Origin of the sequence: Cellulosimicrobium sp. AB352 (genome assembly GCF_049538415.1) — a bacterium.
Taxonomy (GTDB): Bacteria; Actinomycetota; Actinomycetes; order Actinomycetales; family Cellulomonadaceae; genus Cellulosimicrobium; species Cellulosimicrobium funkei.
Genome location: NZ_JBMVFX010000037.1, coordinates 1 through 19,258 on the forward strand (window position 1 = coordinate 1; position 19,258 = coordinate 19,258).

13 protein-coding genes are annotated in these 19,258 nt (G+C 74.8%); 3 read left to right on the top strand and 10 right to left on the bottom strand.

What is annotated here, in order from left to right; genetic code table 11:
• Nucleotides 1-81: 81 nt before the first annotated feature.
• From ACPCUX_RS18465 to ACPCUX_RS18505, 9 genes are all read right to left on the bottom strand, one after another.
• The gene (locus ACPCUX_RS18465) at nt 82-1,101 is read right to left on the bottom strand and encodes an ABC transporter substrate-binding protein (RefSeq protein WP_034655507.1); all 1,020 of its coding nucleotides are present in this window, start codon (nt 1,099-1,101) and stop codon (nt 82-84) included.
• A 381-nt stretch (nt 1,102-1,482) separates the two neighbouring features.
• Nucleotides 1,483-2,991: an L-arabinose isomerase gene (gene araA / locus ACPCUX_RS18470; RefSeq protein WP_021479858.1), complete on the bottom strand. Its 1,509-nt coding sequence runs from the start codon at nt 2,989-2,991 to the stop codon at nt 1,483-1,485.
• A gap of 123 nt (nt 2,992-3,114) precedes the next feature.
• Entirely contained in the window at nt 3,115-3,873 is a 759-nt protein-coding gene (locus tag ACPCUX_RS18475; RefSeq protein WP_423389364.1) for an L-ribulose-5-phosphate 4-epimerase, read from the bottom strand.
• Nucleotides 3,870-5,531, bottom strand: coding sequence for a xylulokinase (locus ACPCUX_RS18480; protein ID WP_423389365.1), 1,662 nt, complete (start codon nt 5,529-5,531; stop codon nt 3,870-3,872). The genes ACPCUX_RS18475 and ACPCUX_RS18480 overlap by 4 nt, the downstream gene beginning before the upstream one ends.
• A gap of 113 nt (nt 5,532-5,644) precedes the next feature.
• Complete coding sequence (locus ACPCUX_RS18485; RefSeq protein ID WP_034655503.1) at nt 5,645-6,697, bottom strand: LacI family DNA-binding transcriptional regulator; 1,053 nt, start codon at nt 6,695-6,697, stop codon at nt 5,645-5,647.
• 35 nt (nt 6,698-6,732) lie between these two features.
• Nucleotides 6,733-7,608: a pyrroline-5-carboxylate reductase gene (gene proC / locus ACPCUX_RS18490; protein ID WP_085388455.1), complete on the bottom strand. Its 876-nt coding sequence runs from the start codon at nt 7,606-7,608 to the stop codon at nt 6,733-6,735.
• Between the two features lie 79 nt (nt 7,609-7,687).
• Entirely contained in the window at nt 7,688-8,428 is a 741-nt protein-coding gene (locus ACPCUX_RS18495) for a hypothetical protein (protein WP_144721697.1), read from the bottom strand.
• Between the two features lie 151 nt (nt 8,429-8,579).
• Nucleotides 8,580-11,756: a family 43 glycosylhydrolase gene (locus ACPCUX_RS18500; RefSeq protein ID WP_423389366.1), complete on the bottom strand. Its 3,177-nt coding sequence runs from the start codon at nt 11,754-11,756 to the stop codon at nt 8,580-8,582.
• 511 nt (nt 11,757-12,267) lie between these two features.
• Entirely contained in the window at nt 12,268-12,804 is a 537-nt protein-coding gene (locus ACPCUX_RS18505; RefSeq protein ID WP_144721693.1) for a potassium channel family protein, read from the bottom strand.
• Between the two features lie 84 nt (nt 12,805-12,888).
• Between ACPCUX_RS18505 and ACPCUX_RS18510 the strand changes: the two genes are divergently transcribed.
• Nucleotides 12,889-14,352, top strand: coding sequence for a DNA repair protein RadA (locus ACPCUX_RS18510; RefSeq protein WP_061266717.1), 1,464 nt, complete (start codon nt 12,889-12,891; stop codon nt 14,350-14,352).
• 83 nt (nt 14,353-14,435) lie between these two features.
• Here the strand turns inward: ACPCUX_RS18510 and ACPCUX_RS18515 are convergent, their stop codons facing one another.
• Complete coding sequence (locus tag ACPCUX_RS18515; RefSeq protein WP_423389367.1) at nt 14,436-16,892, bottom strand: hypothetical protein; 2,457 nt, start codon at nt 16,890-16,892, stop codon at nt 14,436-14,438.
• Between the two features lie 193 nt (nt 16,893-17,085).
• Here ACPCUX_RS18515 and disA point away from each other — a divergent pair, with 193 nt between their 5' ends.
• Nucleotides 17,086-18,171 (top strand): DNA integrity scanning diadenylate cyclase DisA, encoded by a 1,086-nt coding sequence (disA, locus tag ACPCUX_RS18520; protein ID WP_034654928.1) that lies wholly within the window; start codon nt 17,086-17,088, stop codon nt 18,169-18,171.
• Between the two features lie 37 nt (nt 18,172-18,208).
• Nucleotides 18,209-18,931 carry a class I SAM-dependent methyltransferase gene (locus ACPCUX_RS18525; RefSeq protein ID WP_423389368.1) on the top strand — a complete coding sequence of 241 codons (723 nt, stop codon included), beginning with the start codon at nt 18,209-18,211 and terminating at the stop codon, nt 18,929-18,931.
• The last annotated feature ends 327 nt before the right edge of the window (nt 18,932-19,258 follow it).

Here is a 19,258-nt window from a genome sequence, read left to right on the forward strand (position 1 = left end):
TCGGCGTCGACCGGCCCCGCCGGGGCGGTGCGGAGCGGGTGCCCGGAGGTCCGGGGCGCCCGCTCGGCGCGCGCGGTGCGCTCAGTACTCGCGCGTCGGGAGCGCCTCGATCGCCTGCTCCTGCGTGAAGGACTCGTCCTTGACGACGATGCGCTTCTCGACCTCCTCGCCCGCGACGACCTTCTTGATGATCTCGGCCAGGTCCGGGCCGAGGAGCGGGTTGCACTCGACGATGAAGTTGATCTTGCCGTCGGCGAGGGCCTGCATGCCGTCCTTGACCGCGTCGACGGTGACGATCTTGATGTCCTCGCCCGGGACGAGACCGGCAGCCTCGATGGCCTCGATGGCGCCGAGGCCCATGTCGTCGTTGTGCGCGTACACGAGGTCGATGTCGTCGTGCGCCTGGAGGAAGCCCTCCATGACCGTCTTGCCCTCGGCACGCGTGAAGTTGCCGGTCTGCGAGTCGATGATCGTCACGTTGGGGTTGTCCGCCGTGGCGTTCTCGAAACCGGTCTTGCGGTCGATCGCGGGCGCCGCGCCCGTGGTGCCCTGGAGCTCGACGACGTTGATGGGCTCGGTCGCGAGGTTCTCGGAGACCCAGTCGCCGGCCATCTCGCCCTCGAGGACGAAGTCGGAGCCGATGAACGACTCGTAGAGGGTGTCGTCCTCGGAGTCGACCGCGCGGTCGGTGAGGATCACGGGGATGCCGGCCTGCTTGGCCTCCTCGAGCACCGCGTCCCAGCCGGACTCGACGACCGGGGAGAACGCGATGACGTCGACGCCCTGCGCGATGTAGGAGCGGATCGCCTGGATCTGGTTCTCCTGCTTCTGCTGCGCGTCGGAGAACTTGAGGTCGAAGCCGTTCTCGGCCGTGAGCGTGTCCTGGATGGACTTGGTGTTCGCCGCGCGCCAGCCGGACTCGGCGCCGACCTGCGAGAAGCCGACGGAGATCGTGTCGCCGCCACCGCCGCCGTCGCCGCCCGCGTCGTTGCTGCTGCCGTCCGTGCTGCCGCCCCCGCTGCTGCACGCCGCGAGCGCGAGGACCGCCACGCCGGCGAGGACACCCGTCAGACGCGTGCGCGCCTTGGTCGTGCTGAACATGCTCTCCTCCTTGAGATGCGACCTCGGCGCCGTGCCGAGGACCGTCGGGTCGTGCCAGCCCCTCATCGGACTGTTGACTCTTGTTGATACATGTTTGCTTGTGTCAATGTCTAGCGGTGTCAGGGCCGCTCCCGCAAGCCCCCACTCGGCATTCCGCATCACCGTTCGGTAACCATTCCGGTCACCGCTCGGCACTGCGACGTGCTCGAGCTGCGGAGCCAGGCGAGGGGCAGGACCCCGGGCCCGCGGATGTGATCGCTCACAGCCTCCCGAGAGACGATGTTAGCGCTCACACGGCTCCAGGGGAAGCCGCCGCCCCGTCACGGTTCGGTCACGGCCGGTGGCCGTGACGGGACCGTGCACGGACGGCTCCCCCAGGCGTCAGAGGCCCTGCGCGAGGCGGTAGTAGACCTGGTTCCACCGCACCTGGTCGCGGAAGCCCCGCCGCGTCGTGCTCTCGTCGATGACCAGGAGCTCCGTGCGCGCGATGTCCGCGAAGACCTCGAACGCGTCGATCCCCGCAGCCGTGGAGAGCACCGTGTGGTGCGCGCCGCCCGCCGTCAGCCAGGCCTCGGCGGACGTCGCGAAGTCCGGCCGCGGCTCCCACACCGCACGTGCCACCGGCAGGTGCGGCAGCGGCGCGCTCGGCGGGACGACGTCCACGACGTTCGCCGTGAGCCGGAAGCGGTCGCGCATGTCCGCGAGGGACACGACGACGCCGACGCCCGGGTCGGCGTCGAACACCATGCGGACCGGGTCCTCCTTGCCGCCGATGCCGAGCGGGTGGATCTCGACGCGGGGCGTCGAGGTCGTGAGCGACGGGCAGATCTCCAGCATGTGCGCGCCGAGGATCTTCTCGCTGCCCGGAGTCAGGTCGTAGGTGTAGTCCTCCATGAGCGACGCGCCGCCGGGCAGCCCCTCGCCCATGACCTTCGCGGCGCGCACGAGCACGGCCGTCTTCCAGTCGCCCTCGGCCCCGAACCCGTAGCCCTTGGCCATGAGGCGCTGGACGGCGATGCCGGGGAGCTGGCGCAGGTCGCCCAGGTCCTCGAAGTTCGTCGTGAACGCCTTGGCGCCCACGGACTCGAGGAACGTCTCGAGCGCGATCTCCTGCCGGGCCGCGTACCGCAGCGACGCGTGCCGGTCGCCGTCCTTACGCAGCTCGGGGACCACGTCGTAGAGGTCCTCGTACTCGGCGACGAGCGCGTCGACGTCGGCCTCGGAGACCTCGTCGACCGCGCGCACGAGGTCGTTCACGCCCCACGTGTTCACGCTCACACCGAACCGGAGCTCGGCCTCGGTCTTGTCGCCCTCGGTCACCGCGACGTTGCGCATGTTGTCGCCGAAGCGGGCCAGGCGCAGCTCGTGCGTCGCCGCCCAGCCGGCGGCGCCGCGCACCCACGAGCCGACGCGCGCGGTGACGGCCGGGTTCGAGACGTGCCCGACGACCGTCGTGCGCGCCACCCCGAGCCGCGTCGCGACGTACGCGTACTCCCGGTCGCCGTGCGCGGCCTGGTTGAGGTTCATGAAGTCGAAGTCGATCGTGTCCCACGGCAGCTCGACGTTCGCCTGCGTGTGCAGGTGCAGGAGCGGCTTGCGGAGCTGGTCGAGACCGCCGATCCACATCTTCGCGGGGCTGAACGTGTGCATCCACGTCACGACGCCGAGCACGCGGTCGTCGGCGTTCGCGTCGAGCATCGCGCGGCGGATCGCGCCGGCGTCCTTGAGGACGGGCTTCCAGACGACGGTCGCCGGGACGTCCGGCGACGCGTCGAGGGCGCGCGCGACCTCCTGCGACTGCTCGGCGACCTGCCGCAGCGTCTCCTCTCCGTACAGGTCCTGGCTGCCGGTGAGGAACCAGATCTCGCGGTCCGCGTAGGGCTTGCTCATGTCGGTCCATCTCTCGTGTCGTGGGCGAGGGCCGCACCGCTGCGGTCCCGTCCCGGTGGTCGTGCTGCGTGTCGTGCCGGTGCGCCGCCGGCCCCGGGGAACCGGGTCGGAGCGGCCCGCCGGTCAGCGCGCGGGCTGCTGCCCGTAGACGTGCTGGTAGCGCGCGTAGAGCGCGTCGACGTCGTCCTGCGCGATGCGCGTGGGCTCGCCGAGCTGGCGGCTGACGTGCACGGTGCGGGCGACCTCCTCGCACATCACGGCCGCCTTGACCGCCGCGCGCGCGTCCTTGCCGATGGTGAACGGCCCGTGGTTGCGCATGAGGACCGCGGGGCTGCGCGACCCGCGCAGCGTCTCCACGATGCCGCGCCCGATCGAGTCGTCCCCGATGAGCGCGAACGGCCCGACGGGGATGTCGCCGCCGAACTCGTCGGCCATCATCGTCAGGACGCACGGCACCGGCTCGCCGCGCGCGGCCCACGCCGTCGCGTAGGTCGAGTGCGTGTGCACCACGCCGCCCACCTCGGGCAGGTGGCGGTACACGTACGCGTGCGCCGCCGTGTCCGACGACGGCGACCGGTCGCCCTCGACGAGGGCCCCGTCGAGGTCGCACACGACCATCGCGCCGGGGGTGATGTCGTCGTACGCGACGCCCGACGGCTTGATGACGAGCAGGTCGGACGCGCCGTCGGGCCGCGTGGCGTCCCGGACGCGCTCGGACACGTTGCCCGCGGTCCACACCACGAGCTCCCAGCGGGGCAGCTCGGCGTGCAGCGCGGCGACGCGCTCCTTGGCGGCGTCGACGGCGTCGCGCAGGTGCGCGGGCACCGCCGGGACGGCGGGTCGCGCGGCCGTCACGTCCGCGGACGGGGTGGGCGTGCTCATGCGGGGTCCTCTCCTCCGGTGCGGGTGGGCAGCGCTGTCACGGCGGCGCGCTCGACGGCGAGGCCGGCCGCGTACCGCTCGAGGTACGCGGCGAAGCCGGCGACGTCCGCGGGGTCGGGATCGACCGTCACGATCTCGGCCGCCGCGAAGACGTGGTCGCGCAGGTAGTCGCCCAGGCCCGCACCCACGTCCGCGCCCGGCGCGCGCTCCCCGGCACGAGCACGCGCGAAGGCCGCGAGCACCGCGATGCCCCAGGCCCCGCCCTCGCCCGCGGTGCGCCCCACGCTGACGGGCGCGCCGATCGCCGCCGCGAGGAGCCGCTGCGCGACGCCCGCGGTGCGGAACATCCCGCCGTGGGCGAGCATCCCGTCGATCCGGACGCCCTCCCGCGCGAGCACGCGCATGCCGAGCGCGAGGGTCCCGAACGCGCCGTACACCTGCGTCCGCGCGAAGTTGGCGAGCGTCAGGCGGCTGCCGGGCGTGCGGACGACCAGGGGGCGCCCCTCGTCGAGCCCGGTGATCGGCTCCCCCGCGAGGTAGTTGTAGGCGAGCAGCCCGCCGCCGTCGGCGTCGCCGTCGAGCGCGGCGCGGAACAGCGCGCCGAACACGTCGTCCGGGCGCGCGTCGCTGCCGACGGCCGCGGCGAGCTCGCCGAGCAGTCCGGCCCACGCCTCGAGCTCGCTCGCGCCGTTGTTGCAGTGGACCATCGCGACGAGGTCGCCCGCCGGCGTCGTGACGAGGTCGAGCTCGTGGTGCACGGCGGCGAGCGGACCCTCGAGCACGACCATCGCGAAGATGCTCGTGCCCGCGCTGACGTTGCCCGTGCGCGGCGCGACGGCGTTCGTCGCGACCATGCCCGTGCCCGCGTCGCCCTCGGGCGGGCACAGCAGGACGCCGGGCTCCAGCGACCCCGTGGGGTCGAGCCACGCCGCGCCCTCGGCGGTCAGGCGCCCGGCGTCCTCGCCCGCGACGAGGACGTCCGGCAGCAGCTCGGCGAGCTTCGGCCCGGCCCGGTGGGTGGCGGCGCGCTCGTCGACGAGCGCGAGCAGCGCGTGGTCGTAGTCGCGCGTCGCCGGGTCGACCGGGAACATGCCGGACGCGTCGCCGACGCCGAGCACGTGGCGGCCCGTGAGGCGCCGGTGGACGTACCCGGCGAGCGTCGTGAGCGACGCGACGCGGGCCGCGTGCGGCTCGGCGTCGAGGATCGCCTGGTACCAGTGGGCGACCGACCAGCGCAGCGGGACGTTGTAGCCCAGCAGCTCGGTGAGCTCGGCGGCGGCCGGACCGGTCGAGGTGTTGCGCCACGTGCGGAACGGGACGAGCAGCTCGCCGTCGGCGTCGAACGCGAGGTAGCCGTGCATCATCGCGGAGACGCCGAGCGCCCCGTACGTCGTGGGTCGCACGCCGTACCGCTCCTCGACGTCGGCCACGAGGCGCGCGTAGCACTCGCGCAGCCCCGCCTCCACGGCGTCGAGCGGGTACGTCCACGTGCCGTCCTCGAACCGGTTCTCCCAGGCGTGGCTCCCGCTCGCGAGCGGCGTGCCGTCGCCGTCCACGAGGCACGCCTTGATCCGCGTCGACCCGAGCTCGATCCCGAGCGCGGTGTCCCCCGCCACGACGGCCGCCCGACGGCGCCCGACCTCGTCCTGCTGCACCATTGCTGCTTCTCCTCGTCGCGGCGTCGCGCCTCGGTCGTTGGGTGTCCTACGAATGTTAGCGCTCACAACCGGCGAGGCCAACTCCCTCCGCGCTCGCCCGTGCGAACGCGCGGTCAGTCGCGCGGCGTGCCCGTGCTCTCGCGCACCATGAGCTCGGGCGGGATGGAGACGGGACGGACCGTCGCGCCCGCCAGCGCGTCGATCATCATCCCCATGCACCGGCGGCCCAGGGACCCGAACGGCTGGCGCACCGTCGTCAGCGGCGGGATGAAGTGCCCGGCGCCCGCGACGTCGTCGAACCCGACCACCGAGACGTCCGCCGGCACCCGCACGCCCTGCTCCCAGAACGCGCGCAGCAGGCCGAGCGCGAGCTGGTCGTTGCCCGCGAACACCGCCGTCGGGCCGTCGCCCGCGCGGACCGCGGCCGCGAGCTCGCGCCCGACGGCGTACCCGCGGTCCGACGACCAGTCGCCCCGCACCGGCTCGGGCACCGGGGCGCCGTGCTCCTCGAGCGCGGCGCGCCAGCCCGTCTCGCGCTCGCGCGCGTCGAACCAGTCGAGCGGCCCGGACAGGTGGAGCACCGTGCGGTGGCCCAGGCCGAGCAGGTGCTCCGTCGCGACGCGCGCACCCAGGCGCTGGTCCACGGCGATGGACAGGATCGCCCCCGGCGCGCCGAGCGCACCGGGCGCGGGGCGCACGACGTCGGTCGCCTCGCCGTCCGCGGGGAGGTCGCGCGCGGCGATCATGATGACGGGGACGGGTGCGCGGAACGAGTCGACTGCCGCCGCGACGTCCGTCTGCGGCGCGATGACGACGATGCCCTCGACGCCCTGGTCCATGAAGTGCTCGAGCACGCGGTGCATCGTGTCGGCGTCGTAGCGCCGGATCGTCGCGACGCTCACGAAGTAGCCCTGCTCGCGGGCGGCCTCCTCGACCGCGATGAGGGTCGACGTCGGCCCGTACAGCGCGGAGCCGGTGGTCACCACGCCGATCGTGCCCGAGCGCATCGTCACGAGGGCGCGCGCCGCGCTGTTGCGGCGGTAGCCGAGCGTCGCGATCGCGTCGAGGACGCGGTCGCGGGTCTCGGGCCGCACGCTCGGGTGGTCGTTGAGCACGCGGGACACGGTCTGGTGCGAGACGCCGGCGAGCCGCGCGACGTCCGACATCGCGGGCGGGCGCGTGCGGGGCGACGGCCCGTCGCTCACGACCCGGCCCCCTCGGTCCCCGCGCGCGGCGCCGGGGCGTCCGCGAGCGCCGCCGCGAGCTCGGCCGAGCGGTCGCGCGCGGCCTCGAGCGCGTCGAGGAACGCGGCGCGCACCCCGCCGGCGTCGAGACGGCGCAGCGCCGCGACCGTCGTGCCGCCCGGCGACGAGACGCGCTCGCGCGCGATCGCCGGGTGCTCGCCCGTCTCGCGCAGCATCGTGGCCGCGCCGTGCACGGTCGCGGTCGCGAGCTCGAGCGCCGTCGCGCGCGTCAGACCGAGCAGCACGCCCGCCTCGGCGAGCGCGTCGATGACGTAGAAGACGTACGCGGGCCCGGAGCCGGAGAGCGCGCCGACGGCGTCCTGGTCCTTCTCCGCGACGCGCACGACGAGGCCCGTCGAGGTGAGGAGCCGCTCGACGAGCGCGACGTCGTCGTCGTCCGCCGCGCTCCCGCCGCTCACGGCGCTCACGCCCGCGCCCACGACGGACGGCGTGTTCGGCATGACCCGCACGACGGCGGTGCCCGCGGGCAGCCGCTCCTCGTAGAAGGCGGTCGGGAGGCCGACGACGACGCTCACGACCACCGTGCCCTCGCCCACCGCGTCGTGGACCTCGGCGAGCAGCGCGCCGACGTCCTTCGGCTTCACCGCGACGACGACGACCCCGGCGCCGCGCACGGCCTCGACGTTGTCGCGCGTCGTCCGGACGCCGTGGCGGGCGGCGAGCTCGTCGGCGCGCTCGGGCCGGCGGACTGTGGCGACGACGTCGTCGGGTCGCCACCCCGACGCGAGCGCACCCGCGAGGACGGTCTCGCCCATGACGCCCGTGCCGAGGACGGCGAGCCGGGGCGCGGAGGGGGTGGGCAGGTCGGTCATGGGCGATCAGCTCCCGGGAGTCGGTGAAGGGCATTCTTGCGCACCCGGAGAGTCCGGGCCGCCGCGAGGGCCCCGGTGCTCAGAGCGGGAAGGCGGCGTAGACGTCGGCCACCACGTCGGCGGGCCCCGTCGCCTGGAGGACGGCCGTGTCGTTGCGCCACGTGACGGTGGCCCGGCCGTCGCCCGCGTCGGTCACGGCGTACCGGCCCGCGACCTCCCCGGCGACCTCGACGTCGCCCTCGTCCGTGGGCGTGCCCGCCGCGGCGACGAGGTCGTCCGCCGCGGCCTCCGCCTCCGCGGACGTCGGCCACTGGCCCGCGACGACGGTGACCCGGGTCGCGTCGTCCCCCTCGCCGTCGGCGTACTCGAGCTGGTACGCCTCCAGGGCGCGCGCGGCGGTCCACGCGTCCGTCGCCGAGTCGCTGCGGAGCACGAGGTCGAGCACGGTGTCCGGGAGCGCCTGCGCGAACGCGGTCGTGCCGGTGCGTGCCACGGGCTCGAGCGTCGGCGTGGGCGGGTCGGCGGTGACGGTGACCGTCGGCTCGGGGTCCGCGGCGGCGTCCGAGCGGGCGAACCCGGGCCACACCCAGGCGAGGAGCGCCAGCACGAGGCCGACGACGACCAAGAGACCGACCAGCACGACGAGCCGGCGACGCCGGTACACCGCCGCCGACGGGGGGCGGGAGTGCCTCCGGTCCCGCGCGCCCGTCGCGTCGGCGGGACGGCGGGGACCCGACGGGCCCGACGCGCCCGCCGTCGCCCCGGGGCGCGCCGGGGTGGCGGCCCGTCCTGGCGTGCCCCCGCCGGGCGGCTGGCTCATCGCGCGCACCTCTCTGCTCTCGGTGGCCCCCGTGGGCCGCCGATCTTCCGGGCCCGTGGCCCCGCGGCCCAGCGTAGGACGCGCGCGTGCCCGAACCCCCGCGGTGGCGCGGGGTGTCGGGCACGCGCCGGACGGGTTCACCCGCCCGTCGTCACCGTCCTCCGCACCCCAGCCCGGCGTGCTCCGCCGTCGTCTCCGACGTGACCGCCGCGCCGTCGACCGTCGCGGATGCCCGGACGACGACGCCGCCCGCCGGGACGTCCGCCGCGCGCACCGCGAACGACTGGTACGCGCTCCGCCCCGGCGCGACGGCGGGGAACTCGCGCGTGCCGTAGGGGGTCTCGACGACCAGGTCGACGGGGCCGTCGTGCTCGTGGCTCGCGAGGACCGCGACGTACGCCTTCCCGGCGAGGCAGCGCGGCTGCGCCGTCACCGTGACGGGGAGGTCCGGCCCGGGGCCGCCCGTGCCCGGGTCGTCCGCGAACACGCGCCACTCCGTGACGGCGACGGCGGAGTACGTGCTGCCGTTGCCGTTCGCGGTGAACGTCGCCCGCAGCCGCGACGTGGTGACCGGGTCGAAGGTGACCGTGTTGAAGGCGGTCGTGCTCGTGCCGTACCCGGAGGGGTTCGCCACCGGGGCCCACGCCTGCGCCGCCTCGTCCCAGTACTCGAGCGCCCACGCGTCGGGGCGGACGACGCCGTCCCCGGTGCCCGGGTTCGAGTCCCGCCAGAACTTCAGCTCGGCGCCCGTGAGGCGGACGGGCCGGGGCCAGTCGTACCGGACCCACTGGGTGGCCGGGCGCGTCCCGGACCACGTGCCCCAGATCTGAGCCTGGCTCGGGTTCGCCGGATCGGCCCCGTCGTTGAGGGCGCCCAGGCTGTTCCACCCGGCGGTGTACGACGCGCTCGCCGTCGCGATCGACGCGACGTTCCCCGTGAGCGGGCCGGAGACGTCCGCCGGGACCGTGACGACCTTCGGCGTCTCCGCGTTGCCCGCGGCGTCCACCGCTCGGAACGACACGCGGTGCTGGTTCGTGTCCGGCGCGGCCACCGGACCGTCGTACGTCCGCCACGCCCCGGTGCCGATCGCGTACTCGACGCGCGAGACGCCGGAGGTCGCGTCGGTCGCCGTGACCGTCACGGTGCGCGCCGCGGCGTCGAGCACGCCGCTGCTGACCGGCGCCACCCGGTCGATCCGCACGTCGAGCGACACCTCGTCGGAGAGGTTGCCCGCGCGGTCCGCGGCCGTCGCCACGACGCGGTGCTCGCCGTCCCCGGTCACCGCGACCTCGGCCGTTCGCACCGGGTCCGTGACGACGGGCGCACCGTCGTCGACACGCGTGGTGAGCACCACGCGCCCGCCCGAGTCGTCGGTGCCGTCGACGCGCACGCGCACGTCCGAGCGGAACCAGCCGCCGCTGCCTTTGCTGCCGAGCGGCGTGAGGGTGAGCGTCGGGGGCGTCTCGTCGCCCGGTGCCGGCTCCGCCGGGACCACCGTGACGTCTGTCGTCACCCGTCCGCCCGCGTACCCGAGCACCGACCCGTCGACCGTGAACGAGCCCGGGGCGGCGACGTCGTCGGGCCCGACGGCGTCCCAGAAGGCCGGGACGTGGAGCGTCTCGCCGCCGGGGTAGGTCACCGGGACGGTCCCGGGCAGGTCCGTCTCGCCCACCTCGACCGTCGCGCCGGGCGGCTCGACGGCGGCGGGCTGCTCCGCCAGGACCTTCCACTCCTCGACGGCCACCGCCGAGTAGGTGCTGCCGTTCGTCGAGGCGTCGAGGACCGCGCGCACCTGGGTCGTCGTGACCGGCTCGAACGTCGTCTCCTGGAAGCCGCTCGTCCCGGTGCCGTAGCCGCTCGGGTCGCGCACGTCGACCCACGCGCCGCCGTCGGCCGCGTCCCAGTACTGGATGCGCCACGACGCGGGCGCCGCGACGCCGACGCCCGTGCCCTGCGGCTGGTCGTTCCAGAACTCGATCTGCGAGCCGGCGACCCGCACCGGCTGGTCCCACGTGTACTGGACCCACTGCTGGGCCGGGTTGTTCCCCGTCCACGTGCCCCACATGTCCGGGGGCAGCGGGTTCGGCCGCACGATCTCGTCGTTGAGCGCCTTCTTCCAGTACTGCGTCGGCACGGGCTCGTTGGAGACCGTGACCGTCGCCTCCTGCGCGACGTTCGCGCGCGGGGTCGTGTCCCGGACCTTCTCCGGCGTCGTGACGACCTGCTTCATCCGCGGCGGCGACTGCGTGTCGTCCCACTCGACCCGGTCGATCGCGACGGAGCGGCGGAAGTGGTTGCCGCCCTCGGCGTCCGCGGTGTGGTATGCGATCCACCACTCGCCGTCGAACTCGAGGATGCCCGGGTGGCTCGTGGTGGAGGACACCGGGGCGAGGACCGTGCCGCGGTACGTCCACGGCCCCTCGGGCGAGGTCGCCGTGCCGTACGCGATGCACGCGTGGTAGGTCGCCGGGGTGCAGGCCGACGCAGGCCCGGCGTTGTTCCCCGCGTACGCCAGGTAGTACGTGCCGTTGCGCTCGAACGCCCACGCGGCCTCGAAGAAGCCGGTGAGACCGGTGACCGTGCGGACCTGGCCGACCGGGGTCCTCATGTCCCGGCCCAGCTCGAGCATGCGCAGGTTCGAGAAGCTGCCCCACCAGACGTAGACGCGGGCGTCGTCGCCCTCGCCGTCCACGAGGACCGTCGGGTCGATGTTGTGGATCGTGTTCGGCGTCGGGACGCGCTGGGAGATGATCGGAGCGCCCACGTGGTCCGTCCAGGGGCCCGTCGGGGACTCCGAGACCGCGACGCCGATGCCGAACGCGTCGCTCGCCGGGCTGTCCGCCTCGTGCACGGGGACGTACCAGTAGTAGCGCCCGTCCACGCCCTGCACGACCTGGCCCGCGTAGGCGCGCCCCGGCGTCGCCCAGTCGAAGACCTCCTCCGGGCGCATGAGGGACGGGTGGTGCGTCCACTCCCCCGCGTCGACGTCGCTCGTCACGAACGCACCCCACTCGTTCATGATGAAGTCGTTCTGCCGCGGACCGGCCTCGTCGTGGCCGGTGTAGACGTAGAGCTGGTCGGTGCCCGTGTCGTTGCCGGGCGCGCCCGCGGGCACGACGAGCGGGGCCGGGTCGGCCGAGTAGTAGCTCCCGTCCCCGAGGATCGGGTTCTCCGTGCTCGTGAACGTGGAGGGCTCCGCCGCCGCGGCGGGCCAGGCCGTGCTCGCGGCGATCCCGGTGAGCGCGAGGGCGCCGCCCACGACGCTCGCGACGACGCCCCGCGCGGGGCTCCGCCCGCGGGACGGCCGGGTGCTGGTCCTGTCGGTCATGGGCTGGTCTCCTGACGGTCGGGCCGCGTCGGTGCGGCCTGCGGGTCCTGCGTGGAGGTCGTGCGCCCCGGGAGTTCCCTCGGCCCCCGGGGCGCACGGTCGTGGAGCCCGTGCCGGCGGGCAGGGCGGACGGTCCGACGATCAGTACCGGCGTGCGGGGACGGCGGTGACGCCCCCGTGGGCGGGGGTCGGACGCGTCACCGCCGGGCGCCGCCGTGGCGGTCCGGTGGTCAGGTGCCGGGCGGGCCGAGAGCGGCCCGCACCGCGGCGGTGCGTGGTGCGGGCCGCCGTCGCGCTCGCGTCGTCACGGGCGTCCACCTCTCGTCGTCGAGCCGGTCGTCGTGCCGACCATGCCACATACAGAAACCGCTTCGCAATGGTTTTCGGTCCGTTGGTGGAACGATGAGCACGCGCCTCCGCGCGGCAGCATTTGGGGATCCCAAGAAAAGGCCGGGATTCCGCGGCGCGGACGCCCAGCCGCCGGGACGAGGAGAGCCCTGCGGAGGAAACGTCAGTCGGGGCGGTTTTCGGTGCGCACCGCGCGCTCGCGGTGCTCCGCCCGGGCGCGGGCCCGCGACGTGGCGATGGACACCAGGACGCCGACGACGACGAGGTCCAGCACGATCTGGACCATCGCCACCATCTTGGCGGCCTCGCCCGTCGGGTGGACGTCGCCGTAGCCGACCGTCCCGAGCGTCACGACGGCGAAGTACAGGGCGTCGGTCCGGTTCTCGATCCCCACGAACTGGTCCGCGAGGAGGTAGTAGACGAGGGCGAAGAACGTCACGACCGGCAGCAGCAGGCCCATGACGGACTGGACCCGCACGCTCGGCGTCTCCCACGCGCGGAGCTGGCGCCGCACCTGGACCACGAGGAGCCCGCACAGCAGCGCCAGCCCGACGCCGAAGGAGACGAGCTGGACCACCTCGGGCGCGTCGTCGTCGGGCAGCGGCACGCCGTAGTAGACCGTGAGGCACGCGGCCGTCGAGGTCGCCGTGAGGATCGGAGTCCACCACGGGCTGTCGTGCGGGAGGCCGCGCATGCGCATGGGCCCAGCATCCCGCGCCGACGCCCGCTCGTCGCGGCGTGCGGCGGCGTGCCGGTGTCAGGGGTGCTGGCTAGGTTGGGGCGCGTGACGTCGTCGACCACCGCGGCCCGCTCCGCGGCCGCCAAGCGAGCCCGCCCCGCCTACCGCTGCAGCGAGTGCGGGTGGACCACCGCGAAGTGGGTGGGCCGCTGCGGTGAGTGCCAGGAGTGGGGCACGGTGACGGAGGACGCCCCGGCCGCCTCGGGCCCCCGCACCACGGCCGTGTCCCCCACGCGCTCCCCCGCGCGCCCCATCGGCGAGATCAGCGTCGAGGCCGCGCGTGCCACGCCCACCGGCGTGTCCGAGTTCGACCGCGTGCTCGGCGGCGGGATCGTGCCGGGCGCCGTCGTGCTCCTCGCCGGGGAGCCGGGCGTCGGCAAGTCGACGCTCCTGCTCGCCGTGGCGAGCAACGTCGCCGCGGGCGGCTCCGACCTGCCGACGGTCCGGCCCGCCGGAGAGCGCGCGCCCGCGGAGCCCGCGCGCCCCGCGCCCGTCCCGCGGCGCGTCCTCTACGTCACGGGCGAGGAGTCGGCCGGGCAGGTGCGCCTGCGCGCCGAGCGTGTCGGCGCCCTCGCGCCCGGGTTGCTGCTCGCGGCCGAGACGGACCTCGCGACCGTCCTCGGGCACATCGAGGCCACGGAGCCCGACCTGCTGGTCGTCGACTCCGTGCAGACCGTCGCGTCCGCGCAGGTCGAGGGCGCGCCCGGTGGCGTGAGCCAGGTGCGCGAGGTCGCGGCGTCGCTCATCGCCGCGGCGAAGGCCCGCGACCTGCCCGTGATCCTCGTCGGGCACGTCACGAAGGACGGCTCGGTCGCCGGCCCGCGCACGCTCGAGCACCTGGTCGACGTCGTGTGCCAGTTCGAGGGCGACCGGCACTCGCGCCTGCGCCTCGTCCGCGCCGTGAAGAACCGCTACGGGCCCACGGACGAGGTCGGCTGCTTCGACCTCACCGAGAACGGGATCGTGGGGCTCGCCGACCCGAGCGGCCTCTTCCTCTCGCACACCGGCGCGGGCGTGCCGGGCACGTGCGTCACCGTGACGCTCGAGGGCCGCCGGCCGCTCGCGCTCGAGATCCAGTCGCTCGTCGTGCCGAGCTCGCTGACGAACCCGCGCCGCACCACGAGCGGCGTCGACTCGAGCCGCCTCGCGATGATCCTCGCCGTCATGCACCGGCACGCGGGCGTGCGGCTCGTCGACCAGGACGTCTACGCGTCGACCGTGGGCGGCGCCAAGGTGACCGAGCCGGCCGCCGACCTCTCGATCGCGCTCGCCGTCCTGTCCGCACGGGAGGACGAGGCCCTCCCGCAGGGCACCGTCGCGTTCGGCGAGGTCGGTCTCGCCGGGGACATCCGCCCCGTCGCCGGCCTCGACCGCAGGCTGGCCGAGGCCGCGCGGCTCGGCTTCACGCGCGCCGTCGTGCCGCGGGGGTCGTTCCCGCGCCCCGTCGAGGGCATGACGATCCACCCGGCGCGGCACCTCGGCGAGGCGGTCGAGCTCGCGCGGAGCTGAGCGCGCGGGCCGCGGCCGGGCAGCCGCCGAGCAGCAGCCGAGCAGGGCCCGCCCGGGCCCCGACGGCCGCCCCGCCGCGGTGGTCAGCCTCCGAGACCGGCCGAGCGACGACGTCGCACCAGCAGGACCGTCCCGGTGCCGGCGGCCACGGCCAGCGCGGCCAGCACCGTGAGCAGCGCGACGCTCGCGCCCGTGGTCGCGAGGGGGCCGCCGCCACCGGGTGCGGCCGTGGCTACCGGCTCGGAGGGCTCGGGCGCCGGCGTCGTGGGCGCGGGGTCGTCGTCGTTGGTCACCGTGCAGGTCACGGCGTCGTCGGGCCCGATGTCGACGACGTCGTCCTCGACCGCGAGCGCCGCGCCCTCCCCGTCGACGCACTCCCACCCGAGCGTGGTGTAGCCCGCCGGCCCGTCCTCGGCCAGCGCGTACGACCCCTCCTCGACGGGCACCGCGGTGACGTCGTCGCTCCCCGACGCCCCCGTGACGACGAGGTCGCCGGTCTCGGGAGACCCGGACGCCGTGAGCGTCCAGTCGGCGGGCGCGGCGGTGCCGCCGTCGTCGTTGACGACCTCCTTGACCAGCGTGAGCATCGGCGGGCACACGACCTCGTTCGTCACCTCCACCTCGCGCGTCGGGGACCCCGCCGTCGTCGTGAAGGGCAGCGCCTCGTCGACCGCCTCGCCGTCGACGGACGTCACGCGCGCACCGGTGAGGACGCAGCCCGCGGGGAGGGTCGTCGTCTCGTCCACGACGACCTCCTGCGCGCGCGCGTACCCGCCCCGCTCGGCGCCCCACGGCTGGGCGCTCGGGCCCGCGCCGTCGGGCCCGGTGAGCGTGAGCGCGGCCTCCAGGCCCTCCGGCTGCTCACCCTCGGCGAAGGTCTCGCCGCGCACGACCCACGTCTTGTCGACGACGACCGCGGACTGCGGCCGGTTGCGGATCGTGCAGCTCACGAACCCCGACGGCGGGAGGTCGACCGTGAAGCCGGTGGCCCCGGAGCTCTCGACCGCGACCGGGGCGTCCTGCGCGAGCTTGTCGACGCACACGGCGTTCGCCCCGGCGGCCGTGACGAGGTCGTAGCCGTCCTGCTGGGTCTCCGCGACGGTCAGGGTCGCGGTCTGGGGCTGGCCGCCGTAGTCGACGTCGAACACCACGCTGCCGGTGCCGTCGTCGGGCGTCGTCTGCGTCGGCGGCGTGACCGTGACCCCGGCCGTCGTCGTGCCGGCCGAGATCTCCCACCCCGGTCCCGCGGGCACCGCGCCCGTCACGTCCTCGCCGAGGTTCTCCGCGGGGACCAGCTCCTTCGTCACGGTGAGCCGCGACGCGCAGCCCGAGAGGAGCACGTCACGGAGCGCGGACCCCGCGGACTCGAAGTCGGCCAGGTCGAAGTAGTCGGCCGACTGCGGGTCGCCGCCCTCGTAGAAGGTCTCGCCGGAGAGCGCCCGCAGGTTGAGGCGCGTCACGTCGTCGATCCCGCTGCCGACGCCGAGCGCGAGGAGCCGGGATCCCCGTGCCTTGACGGCGTCGGCGGAGTAGATCCCGTTCTCGACGTCGCGGAAGTGCGTGGTGCCGCCGCTGCCGAGCAGCGGGTCGGCGCTGAACCGCGTCGGGTTGCCGTCGGTGAGCAGGACGACCACCTGGTAGTCCGGCGCGGCCTGCGCGACGGCCCACAGGGCCTGGTCCCAGTTGGTCCCGGACCCTGTCGCCCAGTCCGCGTACTGGGCCTTGAACGCGTCTGCGCCGCCCTGCGTCGAGACGGGGACGAGCGTCGGGGCGTTGCCGCCGTTCGTCGCGGGCGACGTCCCGTCGAACGAGAAGACCGCCATGCGCGACGGCGTCCCGACGAGCGCGTCCGCGATCGAGTCGGTCGCGGCCTTGAGGTTCGTCACCTGGCTGCCCAGGGACGCCGACAGGTCGAGCACGAGCGCGACGTCGACCCCGCACTGCGCGGAGAACGCCGGGTTCGTGCGCGACTGCTGCCACACCCCTTCCGAGTCCGTCTCGGGGCGGCCGCTGCCGGCGCTGCCGAACATGAAGGGCGGCTCGGCCGCCAGGGAGCTGTACGTCTGGCCCGCCTCGAGCGGCGGCGTGAGGAACTCGTACGGCCGGGCGACGGAGCCCGACCCGCTCCCCGCTCCCGTCCGCAGGGTCGGGTTGGTGTACCACCCGGCGGGTGCCGACAGCTGGCGGACGAGGAACCGCGCCCCGGCGTTCGCGCCCCCCGGGCCCGTGGCCGGGACGACGAACGAGCAGTCCCCGTCGGCGTCGGAGGTGCACAGCGCCCAGGGCTGGTCGACCGGCTCGGGCGCCGCCCCCTCGGTGTAGAGCCCGAGCACGACGCCGGGCAGCGGGGCGACCTCCCGGGTCCCGACCCGGTCGCCACCGACGCGAACCGTGACGACTGCCTCGCCCTCCCCGGGCTCGGGTACCTCGGCCACGGCCGAGGTGCCCGTGGCGAGAGCGGCGAGGCCCACGAGGACGAGCGTCGCGGCGCCCGCCGCGACGGACCTCCCGACCTGTGCGAACGACCGACGACGGTGCACGTGCCCTCCCGAGCCGCTCCGGTGACCTGTCTCGACCACCCACTCTGACGGAGCGGTCCGGAGGCGGCCACCGGTGCGCGCGGCGCCCGGACCCGGCACGCCCCACGACGCTGAGACCGGATCGTGACCGCTTTGTGGCGTGGCGCCGGGGTTTTCCGGAGGTGCGGAGGGGCTCGCAGCGTAGGATTCCCCCGTGGCCAACTCCCCCGCGCACCCCGACGAGCTGCTCCGGGAGACCCTCGCCGCCGTGGCACCGGGCACCGAGCTCCGTGACGGTCTCGAGCGCATCCTGCGCGGCCGGACCGGCGCGCTCATCGTGCTGGGCCTGGACAAGGTCGTCGAGGAGATGTGCTCGGGAGGCTTCCAGCTCGACGTCGGGTTCTCCGCGACGCGGCTGCGCGAGCTGTCGAAGATGGACGGAGCCGTCGTGCTCGACCGCGACGCCAACCGCATCCTGCGCGCCGCCGTCCAGCTCCTCCCGGACCCGACGATCGAGACCACCGAGTCCGGGACGCGGCACCGCACCGCCGAGCGCGTGGCCAAGCAGAGCGGCTTCCCCGTCATCTCGGTGAGCCAGTCGATGCGGATCGTCGCGCTGTACGTCGGCGGCCAGCGCCACGTCCTGGAGGACTCCGACACGATCCTGTCGCGCGCCAACCAGGCGCTCGCGACGCTCGAGCGCTACCGCGCGCGCCTCGACGAGGTGTCCGGCACGCTGTCCGCGCTCGAGATCGAGGACCTGGTCACGGTGCGCGACGTCTGCGCCGTCGTGCAGCGTCTCGAGATGGTCGCGCGCATCTCCGAGGAGATCGCCGGCTACGTGATCGAGCTCGGCACCGACGGCCGCCTCCTCGCGCTCCAGCTCGACGAGCTCATCGGCGGCATCGGCTCGGACCGCGAGTTCGTCATCCGGGACTACGTCGACCTGGGCCGCAAGGACCGTTCGCTCGCGGAGGTGCAGAAGGCCCTGGGCGGCCTCGACTCCACGCAGCTCCTCGACCTCGGCCAGATCGGCCGCGTGCTCGACCTGCCGGGCGGCGGCGACGCGCTCGACGCGGCGGTCGCCCCGCACGGGTACCGCCTCCTGTCGAAGGTGCCGCGCCTGCCCGCGACGATCATCGACCGGCTCGTGGCGCACTTCGGCGGCCTGCAGAAGCTCCTCGCCGCGAGCATCGACGACCTCATGACCGTCGACGGCGTCGGCGAGCAGCGGGCCCGCGCGGTGCGCGAGGGCCTGTCCCGGCTCGCGGAGTCGAGCATCCTCGAGCGCTACGTCTGACGCTCCGACCGTCCGCACGACGCACACGGAGGGGACCGTGGACCACGGCGACGAGTGGTCGGCACTGGCCGACGCCTGGGCGCGCTGGTGGGCGCCCGCCGCCGAGCCCGCGCAGCGGGCGATCCTCGACGCCGCGGGCGTCGGGCCGGGCTCCCGCGTGCTCGACGTCGGGTGCGGCACCGGCGAGCTCGTCGCCCTGGCCGTGGCCCGCGGGGCCGAGGCGGCCGGGTGCGACGCCGCCGCCGGGATGGTCGACGTCGCCCGGCGCCGCAGCCCGGGCGCGGACCTGCGCGTCGCCCAGGCGGAGCGCCTCCCCTGGCCGGACGACTCCTTCGACCTCGTGACGCTCGTCAACGCGCTCGCCTTCACCGACGTCGCGAGGACGCTCGTCGAGTGCCGCCGCGTCGGTGGGCTGGTCGCCGTCGCGACGTGGGCCGAGGATGCGCTCAACGACCTCACCGTGCTCGAGCGCGCGGTCGCGGGCGAGGACCACGAGCCGAGCGACGAGAGCCGCGAGGAGGGGCACCTCGGCGCGCTCCTCGCGGAGCACGGCTTCACGCCGGTGACGGAGGGCGTCGCGGACGCGCCGATGGTGCTCGCCGACGCGGACGACGTCGTCGCCGCGATCATGTTCGGCGAGTCGGACGAGCTGCGCGCCGAGCTCCGCCCCGACGTGCTCCGCGCCGCGCGACCGTTCCGGCGTCCCGACGGCTTCTACCTGCTGCGCAACACCTTCCGCTGGGCCCTCGCCCGCCGCTGACACGTCCCCGCCCCGCCGAGGGGTGCCCTGGTAGCGCGAGGTAGAGCCGTGGTTGACCGAGGTAGAACCCCGGCCCGCCGAGGTAGAACCCTGGCCCGCCGAGGTAGAACCCTGGTCCGCTGAAGGAGAACGTCCATCGACGACGGATGGCCGCGATCCCACAGTCTAAGACCGTGGTGCTCTCGTTCTCGCTGAACGTCCAGGGCGTTGCACATGCGGATCCGCGATCCCGGGCGGTCGCCCGGGTGAGCCAAGACCAGGGCGAGACGACGCCGGGCGGGGTGGGTGGTGGTGCCGCGTCGTGGCGGGTCTGGCGGATGATAAGAT